The sequence below is a fragment of the Streptomyces phaeolivaceus genome (genome assembly GCF_009184865.1).
In the GTDB taxonomy this organism is placed as follows: Bacteria; Actinomycetota; Actinomycetes; order Streptomycetales; family Streptomycetaceae; genus Streptomyces; species Streptomyces phaeolivaceus.
Window position 1 is genome coordinate 6,345,522 of record NZ_CP045096.1, and the last position, 17,944, is coordinate 6,363,465.

Annotated in this window: 12 protein-coding genes and 2 pseudogenes; 9 read left to right on the forward strand and 5 right to left on the reverse strand. The window is 70.4% G+C overall.

Annotation, left to right across the window (positions count from 1 at the left end):
• Positions 1 to 195: 195 nt before the first annotated feature.
• Genes F9278_RS29430 through F9278_RS29445 form a run of 4 tightly spaced genes read left to right on the forward strand, consistent with a single transcriptional unit; the run spans position 196 to position 5,571 of the window.
• The gene (locus F9278_RS29430; protein WP_152171015.1) at positions 196 to 951 is read left to right on the forward strand and encodes a redox-sensing transcriptional repressor Rex; all 756 of its coding nucleotides are present in this window, start codon (positions 196 to 198) and stop codon (positions 949 to 951) included.
• Entirely contained in the window at positions 948 to 2,819 is a 1,872-nt protein-coding gene (locus F9278_RS29435) for a glutamyl-tRNA reductase (RefSeq protein ID WP_226967012.1), read from the forward strand. The genes F9278_RS29430 and F9278_RS29435 overlap by 4 nt, the downstream gene beginning before the upstream one ends.
• Complete coding sequence (hemC, locus tag F9278_RS29440) at positions 2,816 to 3,793, forward strand: hydroxymethylbilane synthase (protein WP_152171016.1); 978 nt, start codon at positions 2,816 to 2,818, stop codon at positions 3,791 to 3,793. The genes F9278_RS29435 and hemC overlap by 4 nt, the downstream gene beginning before the upstream one ends.
• A complete protein-coding gene (locus F9278_RS29445; RefSeq protein WP_152171017.1) occupies positions 3,790 to 5,571 on the forward strand; it encodes a bifunctional uroporphyrinogen-III C-methyltransferase/uroporphyrinogen-III synthase in 1,782 nt (593 codons plus the stop codon). The genes hemC and F9278_RS29445 overlap by 4 nt, the downstream gene beginning before the upstream one ends.
• 235 nt (positions 5,572 to 5,806) lie before the next feature.
• Here the strand turns inward: F9278_RS29445 and F9278_RS29450 are convergent.
• The 3 genes and pseudogenes from F9278_RS29450 to F9278_RS29460 form a co-directional block, all read right to left on the reverse strand.
• Positions 5,807 to 6,553, reverse strand: a pseudogene (locus F9278_RS29450) (immunity 49 family protein).
• Positions 6,554 to 6,722: 169 nt separating this feature from the next.
• A complete protein-coding gene (locus tag F9278_RS29455) occupies positions 6,723 to 7,601 on the reverse strand; it encodes an immunity 49 family protein (protein WP_226967013.1) in 879 nt (292 codons plus the stop codon).
• A 25-nt stretch (positions 7,602 to 7,626) separates the two neighbouring features.
• A complete protein-coding gene (locus F9278_RS29460) occupies positions 7,627 to 10,230 on the reverse strand; it encodes a hypothetical protein (protein ID WP_152171018.1) in 2,604 nt (867 codons plus the stop codon).
• 463 nt (positions 10,231 to 10,693) lie between these two features.
• On the opposite strand from F9278_RS29460, the gene F9278_RS48845 reads away from it, so the two are divergent.
• On the forward strand, positions 10,694 to 10,906 hold the full coding sequence (locus F9278_RS48845; RefSeq protein WP_226967342.1) for a hypothetical protein: 213 nt from the start codon (positions 10,694 to 10,696) through the stop codon (positions 10,904 to 10,906).
• 4 nt (positions 10,907 to 10,910) lie between these two features.
• Positions 10,911 to 11,903 (forward strand): porphobilinogen synthase, encoded by a 993-nt coding sequence (gene hemB / locus F9278_RS29465; RefSeq protein WP_152171019.1) that lies wholly within the window; start codon positions 10,911 to 10,913, stop codon positions 11,901 to 11,903.
• A 116-nt stretch (positions 11,904 to 12,019) separates the two neighbouring features.
• Here the strand turns inward: hemB and F9278_RS29470 are convergent, their stop codons facing one another.
• Complete coding sequence (locus F9278_RS29470) at positions 12,020 to 12,799, reverse strand: DUF4232 domain-containing protein (RefSeq protein WP_152171020.1); 780 nt, start codon at positions 12,797 to 12,799, stop codon at positions 12,020 to 12,022.
• Positions 12,800 to 13,047: 248 nt separating this feature from the next.
• Here F9278_RS29470 and F9278_RS29475 point away from each other — a divergent pair, with 248 nt between their 5' ends.
• The gene (locus F9278_RS29475; RefSeq protein WP_226967014.1) at positions 13,048 to 14,445 is read left to right on the forward strand and encodes a helix-turn-helix domain-containing protein; all 1,398 of its coding nucleotides are present in this window, start codon (positions 13,048 to 13,050) and stop codon (positions 14,443 to 14,445) included.
• A 172-nt stretch (positions 14,446 to 14,617) separates the two neighbouring features.
• Positions 14,618 to 15,520 carry an SAM-dependent methyltransferase gene (locus F9278_RS29480; RefSeq protein WP_152171022.1) on the forward strand — a complete coding sequence of 301 codons (903 nt, stop codon included), beginning with the start codon at positions 14,618 to 14,620 and terminating at the stop codon, positions 15,518 to 15,520.
• Positions 15,521 to 15,589: 69 nt separating this feature from the next.
• Here F9278_RS29480 and F9278_RS29485 read toward each other — a convergent pair whose 3' ends face one another.
• The gene (locus tag F9278_RS29485) at positions 15,590 to 16,522 is read right to left on the reverse strand and encodes a phosphotransferase family protein (protein WP_152171023.1); all 933 of its coding nucleotides are present in this window, start codon (positions 16,520 to 16,522) and stop codon (positions 15,590 to 15,592) included.
• A gap of 238 nt (positions 16,523 to 16,760) precedes the next feature.
• On the opposite strand from F9278_RS29485, the pseudogene F9278_RS29490 reads away from it, so the two are divergent.
• Positions 16,761 to 17,937 (forward strand): annotated as a pseudogene (locus F9278_RS29490) (aminotransferase-like domain-containing protein).
• Positions 17,938 to 17,944 lie beyond the last annotated feature (7 nt).

Consider the following 17,944-nt stretch of genomic DNA (forward strand, 5'->3'; position numbering starts at 1 on the left):
GCGTCAGATGCGGAACGAAGGCACGCGTGTGCCGGTTCCGTACATGTGCGTCGTGTGTGCGTGACCCCGGTCACGTTGGCCGGGCAAATCGGACACCATCTTTGTGCACGCGTTCACAAAGACATAGCCTGCTGTCGACGGGGCGGTCTGGGGACGCATGACCGCCCGCAGCCCCGCTCTACCCGCAGGAGCACCGTGGCAACTGGCCGAACTCACCGACCGGCGACCCGTAGCCGAGGGATTCCCGAGGCCACCGTCGCCAGGCTTCCGCTGTACCTCCGTGCCCTGACCGCGCTGTCCGAGCGTTCGGTACCCACCGTTTCATCCGAGGAACTGGCCGCCGCCGCGGGGGTCAACTCCGCGAAGCTGCGCAAGGACTTCTCCTACCTGGGCTCGTACGGAACACGGGGTGTGGGGTACGACGTCGAGTATCTCGTCTACCAGATCTCGCGTGAGCTGGGGCTCACCCAGGACTGGCCGGTCGTGATCGTCGGAATCGGCAATCTCGGCGCCGCGCTGGCCAATTACGGTGGATTCGCCTCCCGTGGATTCCGGGTGGCCGCGTTGATAGACGCCGATCCGGCTATGGCCGGGAAGCCCGTCGCGGGTATTCCGGTCCAGCACTCGGACGAGCTGGAAAAGATCATCGAGGAGAACGGCGTGTCCATCGGGGTGATCGCCACTCCCGCCGGTGCCGCCCAGCCCGTGTGCGACCGGCTGGTAGCCGCCGGGGTCACCTCGATCCTGAACTTCGCGCCGACCGTGCTGACCGTGCCGGACGGCGTCGACGTCCGCAAGGTGGACCTCTCGATCGAGCTGCAGATCCTCGCCTTCCACGAGCAGCGCAAGGCCGGCGAGGAGGCCGCGGCCGAGGCCGGTGCCGTACCGCCGGCTCCCGAGGAGTCCGGGAAAGGGCCCGACGGGGATGTCCCCGCCGTGATGCCGGCATGAGTCTTCTGGTCGTCGGACTGAGCCACCGCAGCGCTCCGGTGAGCGTGCTGGAGCGGGCCGCGCTCTCCCTGGACGCGCAGATCAAGTTGCTTCAGGACACGGTCGCCGCCGAGCCGACCGCCGAGGCCGCCGTCCTCGCCACCTGCAACCGCATCGAGCTGTACGCGGACGTGGACAAGTTCCACGCGGGCGTCGCCGAGCTGTCCACGCTGCTCGCGCAGCACAGCGGGGTGGGGCTCGACGAGATCACCCCCTATCTGTACGTGCACTACGAGGACCGGGCCGTCCACCATCTGTTCTCGGTGGCCTGCGGGCTGGACTCGATGGTCGTCGGCGAGGGGCAGATCCTCGGGCAGATCAAGGACGCGCTGGCCCGCGCGCAGGAACTGCACACCGCCGGGCGGCTGTTGAACGACCTGTTCCAGCAGAGTCTGCGGGTCGGCAAGCGGGCGCACTCGGAGACCGGGATCGACCGGGCCGGGCAGTCGCTGGTGACCTTCGGGCTGGAGCAGTTCACCGCCGGTGAGGATGTGACGGACTGGGCCCGGGGCAAGCGGGCCGTCGTGATCGGCGCCGGGTCGATGTCCTCGCTGGCCGCGGCGACCCTCGCGCGCGCGGGCGTACGCGAGATCGTGATCGCCAACCGGACGCCCGACCGGGCCGAACGGCTGGCCCACCTGCTCGAAGAGCAGTATGGACAAAGTCTGATGGAGCAGGGCGAAACGGACGTGCTGGCCCGCGTGGTACCGATGGAATCGGTGCCGGCCGAGCTGACACGTGCCGATCTCGCCGTCTCCTGTACGGGCGCCACGGGCCTGGTCCTGACCGCCGAGACGGTCGCGGCGGCGGTCGAGGGACGGGTGCCCGAGGGCGCGCTCCCCACGGCTCCCGCGGCTCACGTGGCCCTCGCGGCGGACACCGAGGCGCGTACGGACGTACGGCCGGTCCTGCCGTCCACCTCCATCGGCAGCGACGACGACTGCCCCCTCGACCTCCCCGCCGTGCAGGGCGGCGGCTTCTCCGTGCTCGGGGAGGCCGCGGTCGCCGGGATGGACGCGGCCACGCTGGAGCAGCACGCGGCCTGGGTCGACAACGCGACCGTGGACCGGCGTACGGGTCGTCGTACGCCGGAGCGTGAGGGGTTGCGTGAGGCTTCGCGCGCGCCGGAGCGTGAGACCGCGCGTACGGCCGCCGCCGACGCCGAGCTGATCGCCGCGCTCGTCGCGACCGTCGCCGTCACCGGGCGCGTCACCGATCTGCGCCGGCCCGAACCCGTCGCCGAGGTGCCCCGGCCCGCGCCGGTGCTGGCGCTGCTGGACCTGGCGATGCCCCGGGACATCGACGCCGCCGCGCACCGGCTGGCCGGGGTGCGGCTGGTCGACATCGAGTCGCTCGCCGAGGTCTCCGCCGACGCGCCCATGGCCGCCGACGTCGACATGGTGCGGAGGATCGTTTCGGACGAGGTGGCGGCCTTCGGTGCCGCTCAGCGGGCCGCGCACATCACCCCCACCGTCGTGGCGCTGCGCGCCATGGCCGCCGATGTCGTCGCGAGCGAGATCGCCCGCCTGGAGGGCCGACTGCCGGGCCTCGACGACAAGCACCGCGGCGAGATCACCCAGACCGTGCGGCGCGTCGTCGACAAGCTGCTGCACGCGCCGACCGTACGGGTCAAGCAGCTCGCGGCCGAGCCCGGCGGCGCCGGGTACGCGGACGCGCTGCGGACCCTGTTCGACCTGGACCAGGAGACGGTCGCCGCCGTGTCCCGGGCCGAGGACCGCGACCGACCCGCGAGCGGCGACATGGACGCCGAGTCCGTGAGCGGCGACAGGAACTTCGTGGCGAACGCCGAGAACCGAGGGCGATCATGAGTGACCCGCAGGACAGGGCGGACAGGGCCCTGAGGCTCGGGACCAGGCGAAGCAGACTCGCCATGGCCCAGTCCGGGCAGGTGGCGGAGCAGGTCCGCCGGCTGACCGGGCGGCCCGTGGAACTCGTGGAGATCACGACGTACGGCGATGTCTCCCGCGAGCAGCTGGCGCAGATCGGCGGCACGGGCGTGTTCGTCACCGCGCTGCGCGAGGCGCTGCTGCGCGGCGAGGTCGACTTCGCGGTGCACTCGCTCAAGGACCTGCCGACCGCGCACCCGGACGGCCTGGCGCTGGCCGCCGTACCGGTGCGCGAGGACGCGCGGGACGTGCTGGTCGCCCGGGACGGACTGACCTTCGAGCGGCTGCCCGAGGGCGCCCGGGTCGGTACCGGTTCGCCGCGCCGGATGGCCCAGCTGAACGCGTACGCGCGCGGTCATGGGCTCACGATCGAGACGGTGCCGATCCGCGGGAACGTAGACACCCGGATCGGATATGTACGGAAGGGTGAGCTGGACGCCGTCGTTCTGGCCGCCGCCGGACTGAACCGGATCGGACGTAGTGATGAAGTGACCGATTTCCTTTCGGTCGACACCGTTTTGCCCGCCCCCGGCCAGGGGGCACTGGCGATCGAATGCGCCGCCGACAAGGTGGACCTGATCGCCTCGCTCGCCCGGCTCGACGACCCGTGCACTCGGGCCGCCGTGACCGCCGAGCGGTCCCTGCTCGCCGCCCTGGAGGCCGGTTGCAGCGCACCTGTGGGTGCGTTCGCCGACCTTCTGGCCGACGGGCAGATTGTCAAGGAGATGCGCCTGCGCGGCGTCGTCGGCACGACCGACGGCTCGACGCTGGTGCAGCTGTCCACCACCGGTCCCGTGCCCGAGACGTACGACCAAGCAATGGCGCTCGGCCGTGAACTCGCCGCCGAGATGCTCGCTAAGGGCGCGGCCGGTCTGATGGGGGAGCGAGCACATTGAGCCCCACCACCCTTCCCGCCGGTCCGGACCACGGTCACGTCACCTTCCTCGGTGCCGGACCCGGGGATCCGGGACTGCTGACATTGCGCGCCGTCGAGGCGCTGGCGAACGCGGACGTTCTCATCGCCGAGCACGATGTGCTCGACGTGGTGCGTACGCACGCCCGCGCCGGCGTCGCCCTACTGGACACCGATTCGAGCCCGCCGACGGCGTCGACCACTGCGTCGACCGTGGCGTCCCCGACTGCTTCCCTTGCCTCTGCCTCTTCCGCGGCTACTTCAGCGGATACGTTTTCGGGCACAGGCACGCCTCAGCTGACGGTTGTTGACGGCGCGTCAACAACCGCTGGTGCACCCGCTGTGCGGGATGCGGCACATCTTGTCATGGAGGCCGCGAGGGGCGGCAAGCGGGTCGTCCGTGCGGTGTCCGGGGACCCTGGCCTGGACACTTACGCCACCGAGGAGATGCTGGCGTGCGCCGCCGCGGGGGTGCCCTTCGAGGTCGTGCCCGGTGTGGCGGCGGCCGTGGGCGTGCCCGCGTACGCCGGTGTGCCGCTGCGGGACGCGCAGGGCGCGGACGTACGGTTCGTCGACGCGCGCACGGCGTCCGACCGCTGCTGGGCCGAGGTCGGGGCGTCCGACGGGACCGTCGTCGTCTCGGCGACGCTGGAGACCGTGGCCGCTGCGGCGGGCGAACTGGTCGCCTCCGGCCGCAAGCCGGACACACCCATGACCGTGACCGTCGCCGGTACGACGACCCGGCAGCGGACCTGGACCGCGACGCTCGGCACGATCGCGCAGACGCTGAAGCAGGCCAAGGTGCTGCCCTCGCCCGAGGGTGGCCGGCCGGTGATAGCCGTGGTCGGTGAGCGTTCCGCCGCCGCCCAGCGCGACCAGCTGTCGTGGTTCGAGAACAAGCCGCTCTTCGGGTGGCGCGTCCTCGTGCCGCGCACCAAGGAACAGGCGGCGTCGCTCTCCGACCAACTGTGCTCGTACGGGGCCGTACCGCACGAGGTGCCGACGATCGCGGTGGAGCCGCCGCGGACGCCGCAGCAGATGGAGCGGGCGGTCAAGGGGCTCGTGACGGGCCGCTACGAGTGGATCGCCTTCACCTCGGTGAACGCGGTCAAGGCGGTCCGGGAGAAGTTCGAGGAGTACGGCCTCGATGCCCGCGCCTTCGCGGGGATCAAGGTCGCGGCGGTGGGCGAGCAGACCGCTCGGGCGCTGATCGCGTTCGGTGTGAAGCCGGACCTGGTGCCGAGCGGCGAGCAGTCGGCCGCCGGGCTGCTGGAGGACTGGCCGCCGTACGACCCGGTCTTCGACCCGATCGACCGGGTGTTCCTGCCGCGGGCCGACATCGCCACGGAGACGCTGGTCGCCGGGCTGATCGAGCTGGGCTGGGAGGTCGACGACGTCACGGCCTACCGGACCGTGCGGGCGTCGCCGCCGCCGGCGGAGACGCGGGAGGCGATCAAGGGGGGCGGGTTCGACGCCGTTCTCTTCACCTCGTCCTCCACCGTGCGGAACCTGGTGGGTATCGCCGGGAAGCCGCACAACGTGACCGTGATCGCCTGTATCGGTCCCGCCACGGCCAAGACGGCCGAGGAGCACGGGCTCCGCGTGGACGTGATGGCCCCCGAGCCGTCCGTGCACAAGCTGGCCGAGGCGCTGGCGGAGTTCGGACTGCGACGGCGCGCCGCGGCCGTGGAGGCGGGAGATCCCGTCACCCGACCGAGCGAGCGACGGCCGGGGGCGCGGAGGCGGCGGACTACGACCTGAGGGTTGTGACGACCTGAGGGATGTGACGACCTGAGGGATGTCGAGGGTTGTCGTCGGGAGCGGTGGTCCTGCGGGGCCACCGCTCTTGGCGTTGGGGGTGGGTGCGGTGGGGGTGGGTGCGGTGCGTTGTCGGAAGGGTCCCCTTGCCCGTACGAGATCCATTCCCGTCCGGGGGCTTGGGTTCCGTAGAGCGTGGCACATCAGGGTGCTGTCGGCCGTTACCGCCGACAACGCCTCAGGTGGGGAACTCCCCCAACCAGCCCCGCTGCAGCAGTAACTTGGGAAGGTATTCCGACTCGACGTCGATGGGGATTCCGCCGTCGTGGGCGAGGCAGGCCAGGGTGAGGGGGCCGAGGGCCAGAAAGCCCTCGGTGCGATCGGTGCGGTCCTCATCTGTCGTCCATTACTCCTTGTGTAGTTCGACGGCCTCCACCAAGGCCTCGTTGAAGCCTTCCTCGTCCTGTCGCACGAAACGGTGGAGGAGGTTGATCGGCGGATAGAGAACGAGCTGCACCAGATCCCGGGGAGCGACCGAGATGGCTTCGGGGTGTGAGGCTTCGAGCGTGGCGATCAACTTCTCCACCAGCCCCGGACGCCGTAGCCAGTACGTCTGCAGAGTGTCGACCCAGCAATAGACATACTCGTCGTACGCCCCGTCGGGAGAGCGCAGGCGGTCGAGCGGAATCTCGCACAGCTGAGTCATCCGCTTCTGCTCGCGACAGACGACGGCCGACCAGAACGCCGTCAGCCAGTTGCCCGCGTCGGCGTACGCCTGCGGTCCGGCCGCCGGGATATGCCGCACCTCGTGATCGATCCGGCATTCGACCAGGCCTTCCGTCGCCGCCGTCACGGCGAACATCGCCGAGCCGAGCTGCATCGCGGAGACAGCCGCCTCCCAGGTCTCCACCGCCGCGGCCTGTGGATCGATCACGCAGCGTGCCTGAAGGTGAAGGGGCAATGTACCGAACGTGAAGTCGATCATTCCGACCGAACGCTCAAGCCTTGCGACGCCCCTGGCGACATCCTCTGCCAGCCCATGTGTGAAGGCCTCACCTTCGGGTCCGGGCGCACCGTGCCTGGCAACAGTCACGGCCACGGACGAGTCTCCTTACGCATGTCGAACCGATGGAGCGGGGGGTCAGCTGGTCGGCTCAGGTGTCGATCTCGCCGCGCCAGGCGAAAGTCAGCAGAGCCTTGGGCAGGTACTCCGACTCGACCTCGATGGGAAAACCCTTGTCGTGGGCGAGGCAGGCGATGGCAAGCGTGCCGAAAGCGACGAGACTGTCGCTGTTGATGGCCCGGTCGTCGTCGGCGGTCCAGTACTCCTTGTGCCAGCGGAGCGCGTCGGCCAACGCCTCGTTGAACTTCTCGTGGTCCTCACGCAGGTAGCGGTAGAAGAGCATGATCGGCGGATAAAGGATGGAGGACATGTAGTCCTGATCCGCCCAACGCGCCGAGTCGGGCCCGGTGCCGTCGACTGCGGCGACCAGCGGATCGCCCACACCGTCCTGGCCCAGCCAGAAGCGTTGGAGGGTCTCCACCCACGCGTAGATGTACTCGTCGAACGTCGCCCCCGATTCACGCAGCAGCGAGACGGGAACCTGCGCCAGCCCGCCCAGTCGCTCGTTCTCGCGGCAGATCAGCGCGAGGTAGAAGGCCTTGACCCAGCTGTCGGCGTTCACATTGGGCCGGGGCCCGGTTGTCGGAAGGTTCCGCTCCTTCTCCTTGATCCGGCAGGTCAGGGTATGTCCCTCGGGCCGGGTGGCCAGAGCGAACCGCGCGTGGCCCAGTTGCATCGCGGTGACCCAGGCCTCCCAGGTCTCGAACTCCTCGGCGCCCGGGTCCACCTCGCATCGGGCCATGGCATAGGTCAGTGCCGTGTCCAGTGCACGCCGCCGGGACATGTCCGACTGTTCGAGGCGCTCCAGCACCCGCGCCACGGACCCCGCCAACGCTTCGAGGCCGGCTGCCGTGTTGACATGGGCAGCGAGACTTGGCGGGTTGTCATGGCGAGGAATGCGCGTGACCACGGGTTCTCTCTTCCTATTGGTCAATTCAGTCAATATTGAAGTGCTCCAGCTTCGCACCAGCGTAGGTGCCCGGATTCTCGGCGGCCTTCACCATGACGTACTTCAGCTTGCCGTTCTCCAGGGCGTCGGATATCAGCTCAGCGAGGTCGCCGTTGGTCACCGGCTTCCCCTCGGCGTCCAGCACCCGGTTGCCCGTGCCGTCCGTCGCCTCGAGCTTGAAGTTTTTCTCCATCTGGAAAAGGATCGTCTCGATGTAGGGCCGCGTTCCCTGCTGCACCATCCAGCCTTCGGCCTCTCCGGCGCCCTTGCGCCACATCGGGTTGGCCTGGGGCGCCTTCGCCTCCGCGATCACGAGCGTGCCGTCGTCGAGCCGATAGAGCTGATCGAACATGTTGGCGCCGTTCGGTGTCTTCGGCAGGTCGATCCACTGGGCGTCCGGGAATCTCTGCGGAATGACATGCCGCATGGCGGCCTGCTCGCCGAGCGCCTCGGCAATCGAGCTGTTGTTGGGCCGCCCCGGGAGCTGCAGGTCAAACGCCTTCTGCGCTTTGTTGAGCTTCGCCAGGTTCTCGGCGGAGGGATCAGCCTCGTACGCACGCTCCGCGTTGGTGAGGTCCTTGGACACCTTCCGGTCCATCGCAGCGTCATCAAGGTGATTGATCTGCTCGGTCCGGACCGACTTACGATCGAAGGTGCCTGGGTCGAGCCGACCCGTCGCGCCCGTCCTGGTCGGCAGGGAGTCCTTTGCGATCCAGTTGCCGTGCTCGTCCTTGGCCAGGACGGGCAGCGGGTCGCCGTTCTCGTCGGTCGCCTTGGTGCTCCAACGGTGGCCGTCCGAGCGGTAGTACTTGTCGAACCAGGCTTTGTCGGGTTCGTTCGCCTTCCTGATCTGCTCCTCGACGATCTTCTTCGCTTCTTCCGGGGTCCGCTTCGGCGGCTGCGGACCCTCGTCCGCGGCCCCGGCCCCGCCGTCCGCCGCGTGTCCGACCCCGGCAGCCTCCTCCCCGGCCCGACCCTCCGCACCCGGCACGTCGTCACCGGTGCGACCGAAGTCATCAGTACTTCCGCCACCGGGCCTCTCAGAACCACCCGAGTCGCCCCGGTGCCCGGGTGGCGGACTCTCGCCGCCGGTACGGCCCCCGGATCCGCCGAGGTTGTCACCCCCGCGGCCCCCCACCGCCGTGGTGTCCCCCACCCGCGTCCCGGCCCCGGCCCCGGCCCCCACGAGCTCTCGCTCACCAGTAGCCCTGGGCGCCCCGGTCTCCCCCGCCCGCTGTTCGGCCGTCGGCTCGTGGCGGATGGTGTCGAGGGGCTCGCGGACCGTGCCGTCGGCGTTGTGCATGATCAGGGTCTTGGTGTCGAGGTAGACGACCTCGCCCTCGGGGGTGGTCATGCGGACGGTGTTGTCGGGGGTGAGGCCGGTGGGGAGGTCGTCGGCGAGGCTGGGTGCGTCGGCTATGCGGTAGGTGCCCTCGCCGAGGCGGATGTGGGTGCCGTCGGTGATGCCGCGCAGGCTTGCCATGACGTCGCTGATCTTGACGGCGGTCCCGCCGATGCCCTTGGCGATGTATGTCATCGGGTCGACGATGCGTCCCGCCTTGCCCGCGAAGGAGAGGGCCTTCGCGATCGCACCGGCTTTGCCCGTCGCCGCGACCGCTCCGCCCGCGCCGCCGGTGAAGATGGTGGTGAGGACGTTGAACGTCACTGCCCCCGCCGCCCGGGAGGGGTTCTTGCCCCACTCGTCGTAGGCGATGAGTGCCTTGCCGGTTTCCACGACGGCGGTGCGGGAGTCGCGGAGCCAGGAGGGGAGTTTGTCGTCGGGGGCCAGCCAGTAGGCGGCGCCGACGACGGGGACGGCGGTGATGAGGATGCCGGTCGCGAGTTTGCCGAGGCCCACCCAGGCCTGGCCGGCCGCGTCCCAGCCGTTGAAGCCGACCAGGGTGCCGAGGCCCTTGATGGTGCCCCATACGCCGTCGACGACGAAGCCGACCGTGAAGTCCCAGGCGTGTTCGTGGAGGTAGTACCAGGGGTTGGACTCCTCGACCGGGTCGCCCCACGGCAGCCCGCCGGCCGCGTCGAGGTCCTCGGCGCGGTAGCCGTACATGTTGTCTTTGTTCGAGCCGTCGTTGACGACGAGCGGGTCGCCGCCGACCAGTGCGACGATCTTGTTGTGGCAGGCCGATTCGGCGGCCTGGAAGGCGGTCCAGGCGGCGTTCACCGCGCTGCGGCGGGCTGTGTTCTCCTCGATGAGGTCGCCGTCCGCGACCCAGTCCTCGTCGTCCGCGACGCGCCGTTCGAACGCCGCCGCCTCCGCGCGGAGCGTGTCGAGCCGGTCGACCAGGGGCCGTATCTCGGCCGCGTAGTCGAGCAAGGCCCGGGAGACGGTGTTCAGTTCGGTCTGCAGGTCCTGGCCCGCCGCCGCTACCGGGGCGGTCGTCGCGAAGAGCTGGTCGGCCTCGGGTGCCTTGTAGAAAGGTTCCAGCAGCTGGAAGTTGGCGTCGATCAGCAGACCCGCTGCCCCGACCGCCATCGCGTCGAACGCGATGTCCCCGGCGTCCGTCTCCAGTTGCTCCAGATTCCCCGTGAACTCCGGTATCTCGGCCGAGACAACGGGCCTGTCCTCGCTCACGTCTACCCCCGTGGACGCCCTCGCGCATACGTTGTCGATCATTTGTACCAAACATTTGTACCAAAATTGCGATCGCGATCCCATGCACTTCTGGCCAAAGCTCACCCCTGGATGACCGGCGGGGGTGGTGGGGGAGGGGGTACGGCCCCGGGGCCGGGTGTGCTGTCTGGGTGGGTGACCGAAGCGACTCTGGGGACTTGGGCAGCTGAGGACTACTTCCGTATGCGTACGTTCGTGTTGAGGGCGATGGGCGCCGGCGTTGCCGCTGCACTCGCTCTGGGGGGGTGGGTTGTCGGCCGCGCCGCGTGCGCGGGCCGCCGAGTGGGACGAGTGCGGGTATCCCTCGGCGAAGGACCGGACCGTCGTGCGGTGCGCGGTCGAGGCGCCGCTCGGCTCGGACGACTCGCCCATCCACAACGTCACCGTCCGGGACGGAGCCGACACGATCAGCGGCTGTGCCTACGTGTGTCGCGGGGGCGCCGGCGACGACTCCCTGCGCGGGGGCCGGGGCGCCGACAAGCTGTCCGGGGGGCCTGGGCGGAGCAAGGTTCAGCAGTGGTCGGCAATGGCCAGTAGTGGTCAGCTGTGGTCAGCCGTGGTCAGTGGTAGTAGGTGGGTGAGGGGCCATGGCCGACGGGGTGTTGGCAAAGGGGGCCGTGGCTCGGGCGTAGCGTAGGTGTATGTCGAAGTACGGATCGTTTCCCGGTACGCGGCCCCGCCGGCTTCGTACGACGCCTGTGATGCGGCGGATGGTGGCCGAGACGCGGCTGCATCCGGCCGACTTCATTCTGCCCGCGTTCGTGCGGGAGGGTGTGAGCGCGCCGGTGCCCATCGCGGCGATGCCGGGGGTCGTGCAGCACACCCGGGACAGTCTGAGGAAGGCCGCCGTGGAGGCCGTGGAGGCCGGGGTCTCCGGGATCATGCTGTTCGGGGTGCCGGAGGACGAGAAGAAGGACGCGCTCGGGACGCCGGGGACCGATCCGGACGGGATTCTTCAGGTCGCCCTTCGGGATGTGCGGGCCGAGGTGGGCGACGAACTGCTCGTGATGTCCGATCTGTGCCTCGACGAGACCACCGATCACGGGCATTGCGGGGTGCTCGACGATCAGGGTCGCGTCGACAACGACGCGACCCTTGAGCGGTACGCCGAGATGGCCCAGGTGCAGGCCGACGCCGGTGCGCACGTGGTCGGGCCCAGCGGGATGATGGACGGCCAGATCGGTGTCGTACGGGACGCCCTGGACCAGATCGGGCGCGAGGACGTCGCCGTGCTGGCGTACACCGCCAAGTACGCGTCCGCCTTCTACGGGCCCTTCCGGGAGGCGGTCGCCTCGTCCCTGAAGGGGGACCGGAAGACGTACCAGCAGGACCCCGCCAATGTGCGGGAGTCGCTGCGGGAGCTGGCCCTCGATCTGGAGGAGGGCGCCGACATGGTGATGGTCAAGCCCGCCGGGCCCTACCTGGACGTGCTCGCGCGGGTCGCGGACGCCGTGGACGTGCCGGTCGCCGCGTACCAGATCTCCGGGGAGTACTCGATGGTCGAGGCCGCCGCCGAGAAGGGGTGGATCGACCGGGAGCGGGCCATCCTGGAGACGCTGACCGGGATCAAGCGGGCGGGCGCGCAGAACATCCTCACGTACTGGGCCGTCGAGGCGGCCCGCCTGCTGCGCTGAGGTCCGCATGATGCCGTGCCGAGGGCCCCGGGGTGTGTGCCCCGGGGCCCTCGGCACGTCCTCGTTCCGGTTCAGTACGTTCCGGTTCAGTACGGTCCGGCTCAGTACGTTCCGGTTCAGTACTGGAGGGCGTCCGCCGCGGTCGACTGCCAGTAGGTGACGGCCACGGAGTTGTCGACGTAGACGCCCTTGGCCGGGAGGGCGGGGGACGCGGGAGAGCCGGTGTCGTCGCCCTGCCTGTTCTGGAAGTGGACGACGACCTTCTGCTCCGTGGTGCCCTTGCCGCCGCTGCCGTCGGCGGCGGAGAGCAGGACACCCGCGTAGCCGGACTCGCCGGGGGCCAGGGTGACCACGGCCTGCGGCTGGGACTCCTCGATCACCCGCGGCGCCGACTGCGCCTCGCCGAAGCGGACCGTGGGGTTGTAGTAGAGGTCGCAGTACTTCGAACCGGTGTTCTTGACGGTGATCAGCAGGTGGTTGATCGGGCGGGACACCGACTGCGTGGTGACGGTGGTGTTGGAGCCCTTGCAGGTGACGCGGTTGGCGGGGTCCCAGGGGTCGGAGGTGTCCTTGGTCCCGCCGTTCGGGGAGGTCTTGTTGGCGTCCCCGCCGGTTCCGGTGCCGGTGCCGGTGCCGGTTCCGCCGCCCGTGCCGCCACCGCTCGTCTTCGAGGAGGACTGGTCGGTCGTGCTCCCGCCACCGGTGCTGCCGCTGGTGCCGCCGCCGCCGGTCGTCGTGGTGGTGCCGGTCGTCGTGCTGCTGCCCGCCGCCGCGCCCTCGTCCCGTGTGCCCGTCCCGTTGGCGCACGCGGTGAGGGCGAGGGCGGCCAGGGCGACTCCGGTCGCCGCGAGCAGCCGGGCCGGGCGGGCGGTGCGGGCGGTACGGAACGTGCGCATGAGTAATCCCTTTCGGACAAAGCCGGTGGAGAAGGCTGAGAACAAGTGGTCGAAGCCGTGCCGCTCGACCGGTCTGCCGGGAGCGGCGTGCTTGGATGACCCAAGCTTGTGGGGTGATCCGTCCCGGCCGCCACAGCAGAGGGACGATCAGGGACGCTGGAACGCCCACACCCGCTTTGACCTGCGGGAACATCCCTGCCCTGGAACGCGGAACGGGACGTGCGGGACTTGAGGGGACGGAGGAAGACGTGTCGGGGAGCGGTACCGCGAACGGTCCGGGGGCCGATTTCGCCGAGCTGCTGCGGGAGTTGAAGGAGCGCTCCGGGCTGAGTTACGGGGTGCTCGCCAAGCGGCTCCATATGAGTACGTCGACGCTTCACCGGTACTGCAACGGGGACGCCGTACCGACGGACTACGCCCCCGTCGAGCGGCTGGCCCGGCTCTGCGGGGCGACCCCGGAGGAGTTGGTCGAGCTCCACCGGACGTGGGTGCTCGCGGACGCGGTGCGGCGGCGGAAGGGGAGCGCGGACAAGGGGGGCGCCACTGCCGGGATGCCGGAGGAGGGCTCGGTCGCGGAGGCCGGGGAGAGCGCGGCTCCGGAGACGCAGGCGGAGTCGGAGTCGGAGCCGGTGATCGGGGGCGGGGCTTCCGGTAGGGCGGGGGAGCGGGTGCCCGCTCGGCGGCGTACGCGGGTCGCGCTGGTCGCCGGGGTGGCCGTGGCCGCCGTACTCGGCGCGGTGACGCTCGCCGTGAGTCTGCCGTCCGGGGGGACGGAGGACGGGGCCGGGCGTACGTCCGGGGCCGCGTCCGCCGGTGGTGACCGGGCGGAGGGGACGGCCGAGGGCTCCCCGTCGCCGTCCGATGCCTCGGCCTCCGTCTCCGCGAGCGAGTCGGCGGGCAAGGGTGACGAGCAGGGCAACGACAAGGGCGAGGGCGAGAAGGGGGTGGGGGCCTCGGCCTCGGCCACCTCGACCGGCCCCGGCGGGGCGGGCGGGGGCGGTGCGGACGCGTCCCGTCCGGTGCCGCTGACCGTCAAGGTGTCCCCGTACACCTGGGAGAGCCCCTGCTCCCAGCGGTATCTGGTCGACCGGCCGCGGACTGAGGTCGCGCCCCCGCCGCCCGAGCAGGACGCGGCGGGCTGGGTGGCGTCGGAGGGGGCCGTGTCGTCGGGCAAGCAGTTCCTGACGCTCACCTTGCAGGGCACCGGGGAGGAGACCGTGGTCGTACGGAGCCTCAAGGTCCGCATGGCCGGCAGGCAGGCGCCGCTCGCCTGGAACGACTACGCCATGGGGTACCCGGGGGTCGGCTGCGGGGCCGGTGTCCCGACCCGGTCGTTCACCATCGCCCTCGACGCCGCGCGCCCCGATGTGCAGCCCAAGGCGGGCAGCCGTGACTTCCCCTACTCCGTCAGCGAGTCCGACCCGGAGGTCTACTACATCACCGCCGACGCCTCGGCGTACTACGTCAGTTGGTACCTGGAACTGGAGTGGAGCAGCGGCGATCGCGGCGGCACGCTGATCGTGAACGACGACGGCCGGCCGTTCCGTACCAGTGGCAACAACGGGCGTCCGGCGTACGAGTATCCGCTCGGCGGGCCGAAGTGGGTCCCGGAGGGGACGACGCTGGGGGACGGCGGCGAGGGGTAGTCGGTCGGGCCGGTCCTGACGGTCCCCTCGGTCCTGTCGGTCCTGTCGGTCCTGCGGGTCCTGCCGTTACTTCGGGTGCCGCGGTACGGAGTTCTCGCCGAGGCACCATCAACTCCCTCTGGGCGTTAGGTTGTTGTTCATTCAATGATGCGACTCTCCAGGGAGAGGCTTTATGGCCGGTGACGCGCTCAGCCAGGACCCCGCCGAACTGCGGAAGAGGATCGACACCACCAAGGCGCACCCGGCACGGGTCTACGACGTCTTCCTCGGCGGCAAGGACAACTACCCCGTGGACCGGGAGGCGGCCGGCGCGGCGCTCGCGGCCAATCCGCGCGGCTATCTCGACGTCCGGCACAACCGGGACTTCATGCGCCGCGCGGTGACCACGCTCGCCGAGGACGAGGGAATCCACCAGTTCCTCGACATCGGCACCGGGCTGCCGACCGCCGAGAACGTCCACCAGATCGCCCAGCGGATCGTCCCCGACTCACGGGTCGTGTACGTCGACAACGACCCGGTGGTGCTCGCCCACGCGCGCGCGTTGCTCACCAGCGGGCCCGAGGGTGCCACGGACTACGTCGACGCCGACTTCAAGGCGCCGGAGCGGATCCTCGAAGCCGCCGCGAAGACGCTCGACTTCGACCGGCCGATCGCGCTGTGCCTGGTGGCGATCCTGCACTTCGTGGAGGACGACGAGGCCTACCCCGTCGTACGGGAGCTGGTGGAGGCGCTGCCCGCCGGGAGCCGGCTGGTCCTCAGCCATCTGACCGAGGACCTCAATCCGGCGAAGATCCGCGCGGTGCAGGAGACCTACACCAAGCGGGGGTTCACCTTCGTGCTGCGGTCCAGGGACGAGGTCGCGCGCTTCTTCGAGCAGAGCGGGCTCGTGGTGGACGAGCCCGGGGTGGTGCCGGCGCACCACTGGCGGTTCTCGGGTGGTGCGCCGGTGCCGCCGGTGGTCGAGCCGCATGTGTTGGCCGGGATGGACGACATCGAGAAGGTGCGGTATCGGGACATCAATGATGTGACCGACGAGGACATCAATGTGTATGCGGCGGTGGGGCGTAAGCGGTAGGGGTTCGTTGTCGGGTGCGGGGGGAGTGGGGGCTGGTCGCGCAGTTCCCCGCGCCCCTGCGGGGCGCGGTCATCCCCCCGTTCCGAACCATGTCTCCGCCAGGGACTCGAAGTTCTGGCTGGGTGGGGTCGGGAGGCTGCGTAGGTACCAGTTCAGGTCGCTGTAGACGTGAAGAAGGGTGTAGGCCATGAGTTCGCGGGGGTCGAACGGGGGGTGGCCGTAGGCCTCGTAGAAGAGTTTGAGGAGGGTGGGGTCGGCCCGGGTGAGGAAGAGGCCGACGCTGACGAAGTCGTAGGCGGGGTCGCCGACCATGGCCGGCTCGAAGTCGAAGAGGCCGGTGAGGCGCCAGCCGTCGCTCGGGTCGACCGTGAGGTGCTCGCGCATGAACTCGGTGTGCAGCAGGACCGGGCGGCGCGGGACGGGCAGCGGGACCGAGCGGAGGAAGTCCGGGATCTGTTCCAGCCAGGGGCCCGTGAGACCGCCCTGCTGCTGTTGCTCGACCGCCGCGACGCGCTGTGCGGCGACGAACCTGCCCCAGTCCGGCGGCCCGGTGAGGGGGATGACCGGGGTTGCGTCCAGGGCGTGCAGGGCGGCGAGGCCCTCGGCGGCCTCGGCGACGATGCGTTCCTGGTCGGGCCGGGGGATCCGGGGCCAGACCTCGCTGAGGTCCTCGCCCGGCAGCCGGGACATCAGCACATAGCGCCAGCCGTTCTTGTACTGCTCGGCGGAGTGCAGCCTCGGTGTGGGGATGGGCAGCTTGCCCCACAGGATCGACAGCAGGCGGGCTTCGCGGACGGCTTCCGCGGCTTCGAAACCCGGATAGAGCTTGAGGACGAGGGAGTCGCCGACGGCGTACACCGGCAGCGAGCCCTCGGGAAATCGCACGATTCGCGCACCTGCGAGACCGAGTTGACCACAGAGATCCTGGGCAGCCGGTCGCAGCAGCGCCTCGTCACTGACGACATCTTCCAACTCGTCGTTCGTGTCCACGCTGGGCAGCATGGGGCGCAGCCTAGGGGGTGCGGGGCACGGTCCGCATGACGGAAATGGTGGATGTAAGGGGCATGTACCTGGCCAGGGTGCGGGCAGCGGGCGGGGCCGTGCCGTCCGGGAGTGCCGAAGGAGCCGTGGGACGAGTGCCGTGGACGCCGTGCGTGACGCGTATGACGTGCAGTTTGTCGTGGAATCCGGGGACGGGGGCGGTTCGGGGCGCGCGGACGGGGCGCGCGCCGGGGCGGCTGTGCCCGGTTTCGCCGCGCGTGTCGCGGCGGTCGGAGGTTCCCCCGTACGGGACATCCTCGCCGTCACCTCACGTCCCGAAGTCGTCAACTTCGCGGGTGGATTGCCCGCTCCCGAGCTGTTCGACGCGGAGGGGAGGGACAGCCGCCGCCTACCGCGATGTGCTCGCCGAGTCCGCGGGGCGCGCCCTGCAGTACGCGACGACCGAGGGCGAGCCCGTCCTCAGGGTGGCGCTCGCGGCGCGGTACGGGGCGCGCGGGCTGGAGACCGGCGCGGACGAGCTGCTCGTCACCACCGGGTCGCAACAGGCGCTGTCGCTGCTCGCCACCGCGCTGCTGGAGCCGGGGGACGTCGTCCTGGTCGAGGACCCCTGCTATCTGGCGGCGCTCCAGGCGTTCCGGTTCGCGGGCGCGCGGGTGGTGGCCGTGCCGGGCGACGAGCACGGTGTGGATCCGGCGGCGCTGGAGGGCCTGGTGGTACGGCACCGGCCCAAGCTCTTCTACACCGTGCCCACCTTCCCGAACCCGACCGGGCGCACGCTCCCCGCCGGGCGGCGGGCGGCCGTCGCCTCGGTCGCCGCCCGGCGCGGACTGTGGATCGTGGAGGGCGACCCGTACGGCGAACTCCGCTTCGAGGGCGACCGCGTGCCGTGGATCGCCGCCCACCCGGGCGCCGAGGACCGTACGGTGCTGCTGGGTTCCCTCTCCAAGGTGATGGCCCCCGGGATGCGGCTCGGCTGGCTGCGTGGACCGGCGGGGCTGCGCCGGGCGTGCGCGGTCGCCAAGCAGGCGGCGGATCTGCACACCCCGACCGTCAACCAGCTCGCCGCCGCGCGCTATCTGGCCGACCGTGACCTGGACGCCCATGTCGCCCGGGTCGCCGCCGCGTACCGGGAGCGCCGGGACGCCATGCTCGGCGGCCTCGCCGACGCGCTCCCCGAGGGCTCGACCTGGAACCGTCCCGAGGGCGGCATGTTCCTCTGGGCCCGCCTCCCCTCCGCCTACGACACCACCGCCCTGCTCCCACGCGTCGTCGAGCAGGACGTGGCGTACGTCCCCGGGGCGCCCTTCTACGCCGGGGAGCCCGACCGGTCGACGCTGCGGCTGTGCTTCGTGACCCAGACACCGGAGGAGATCGGGGAGGGGCTGCGGAGGTTGGGGGTGGGGTTGCGGGGGTGAGGACGGT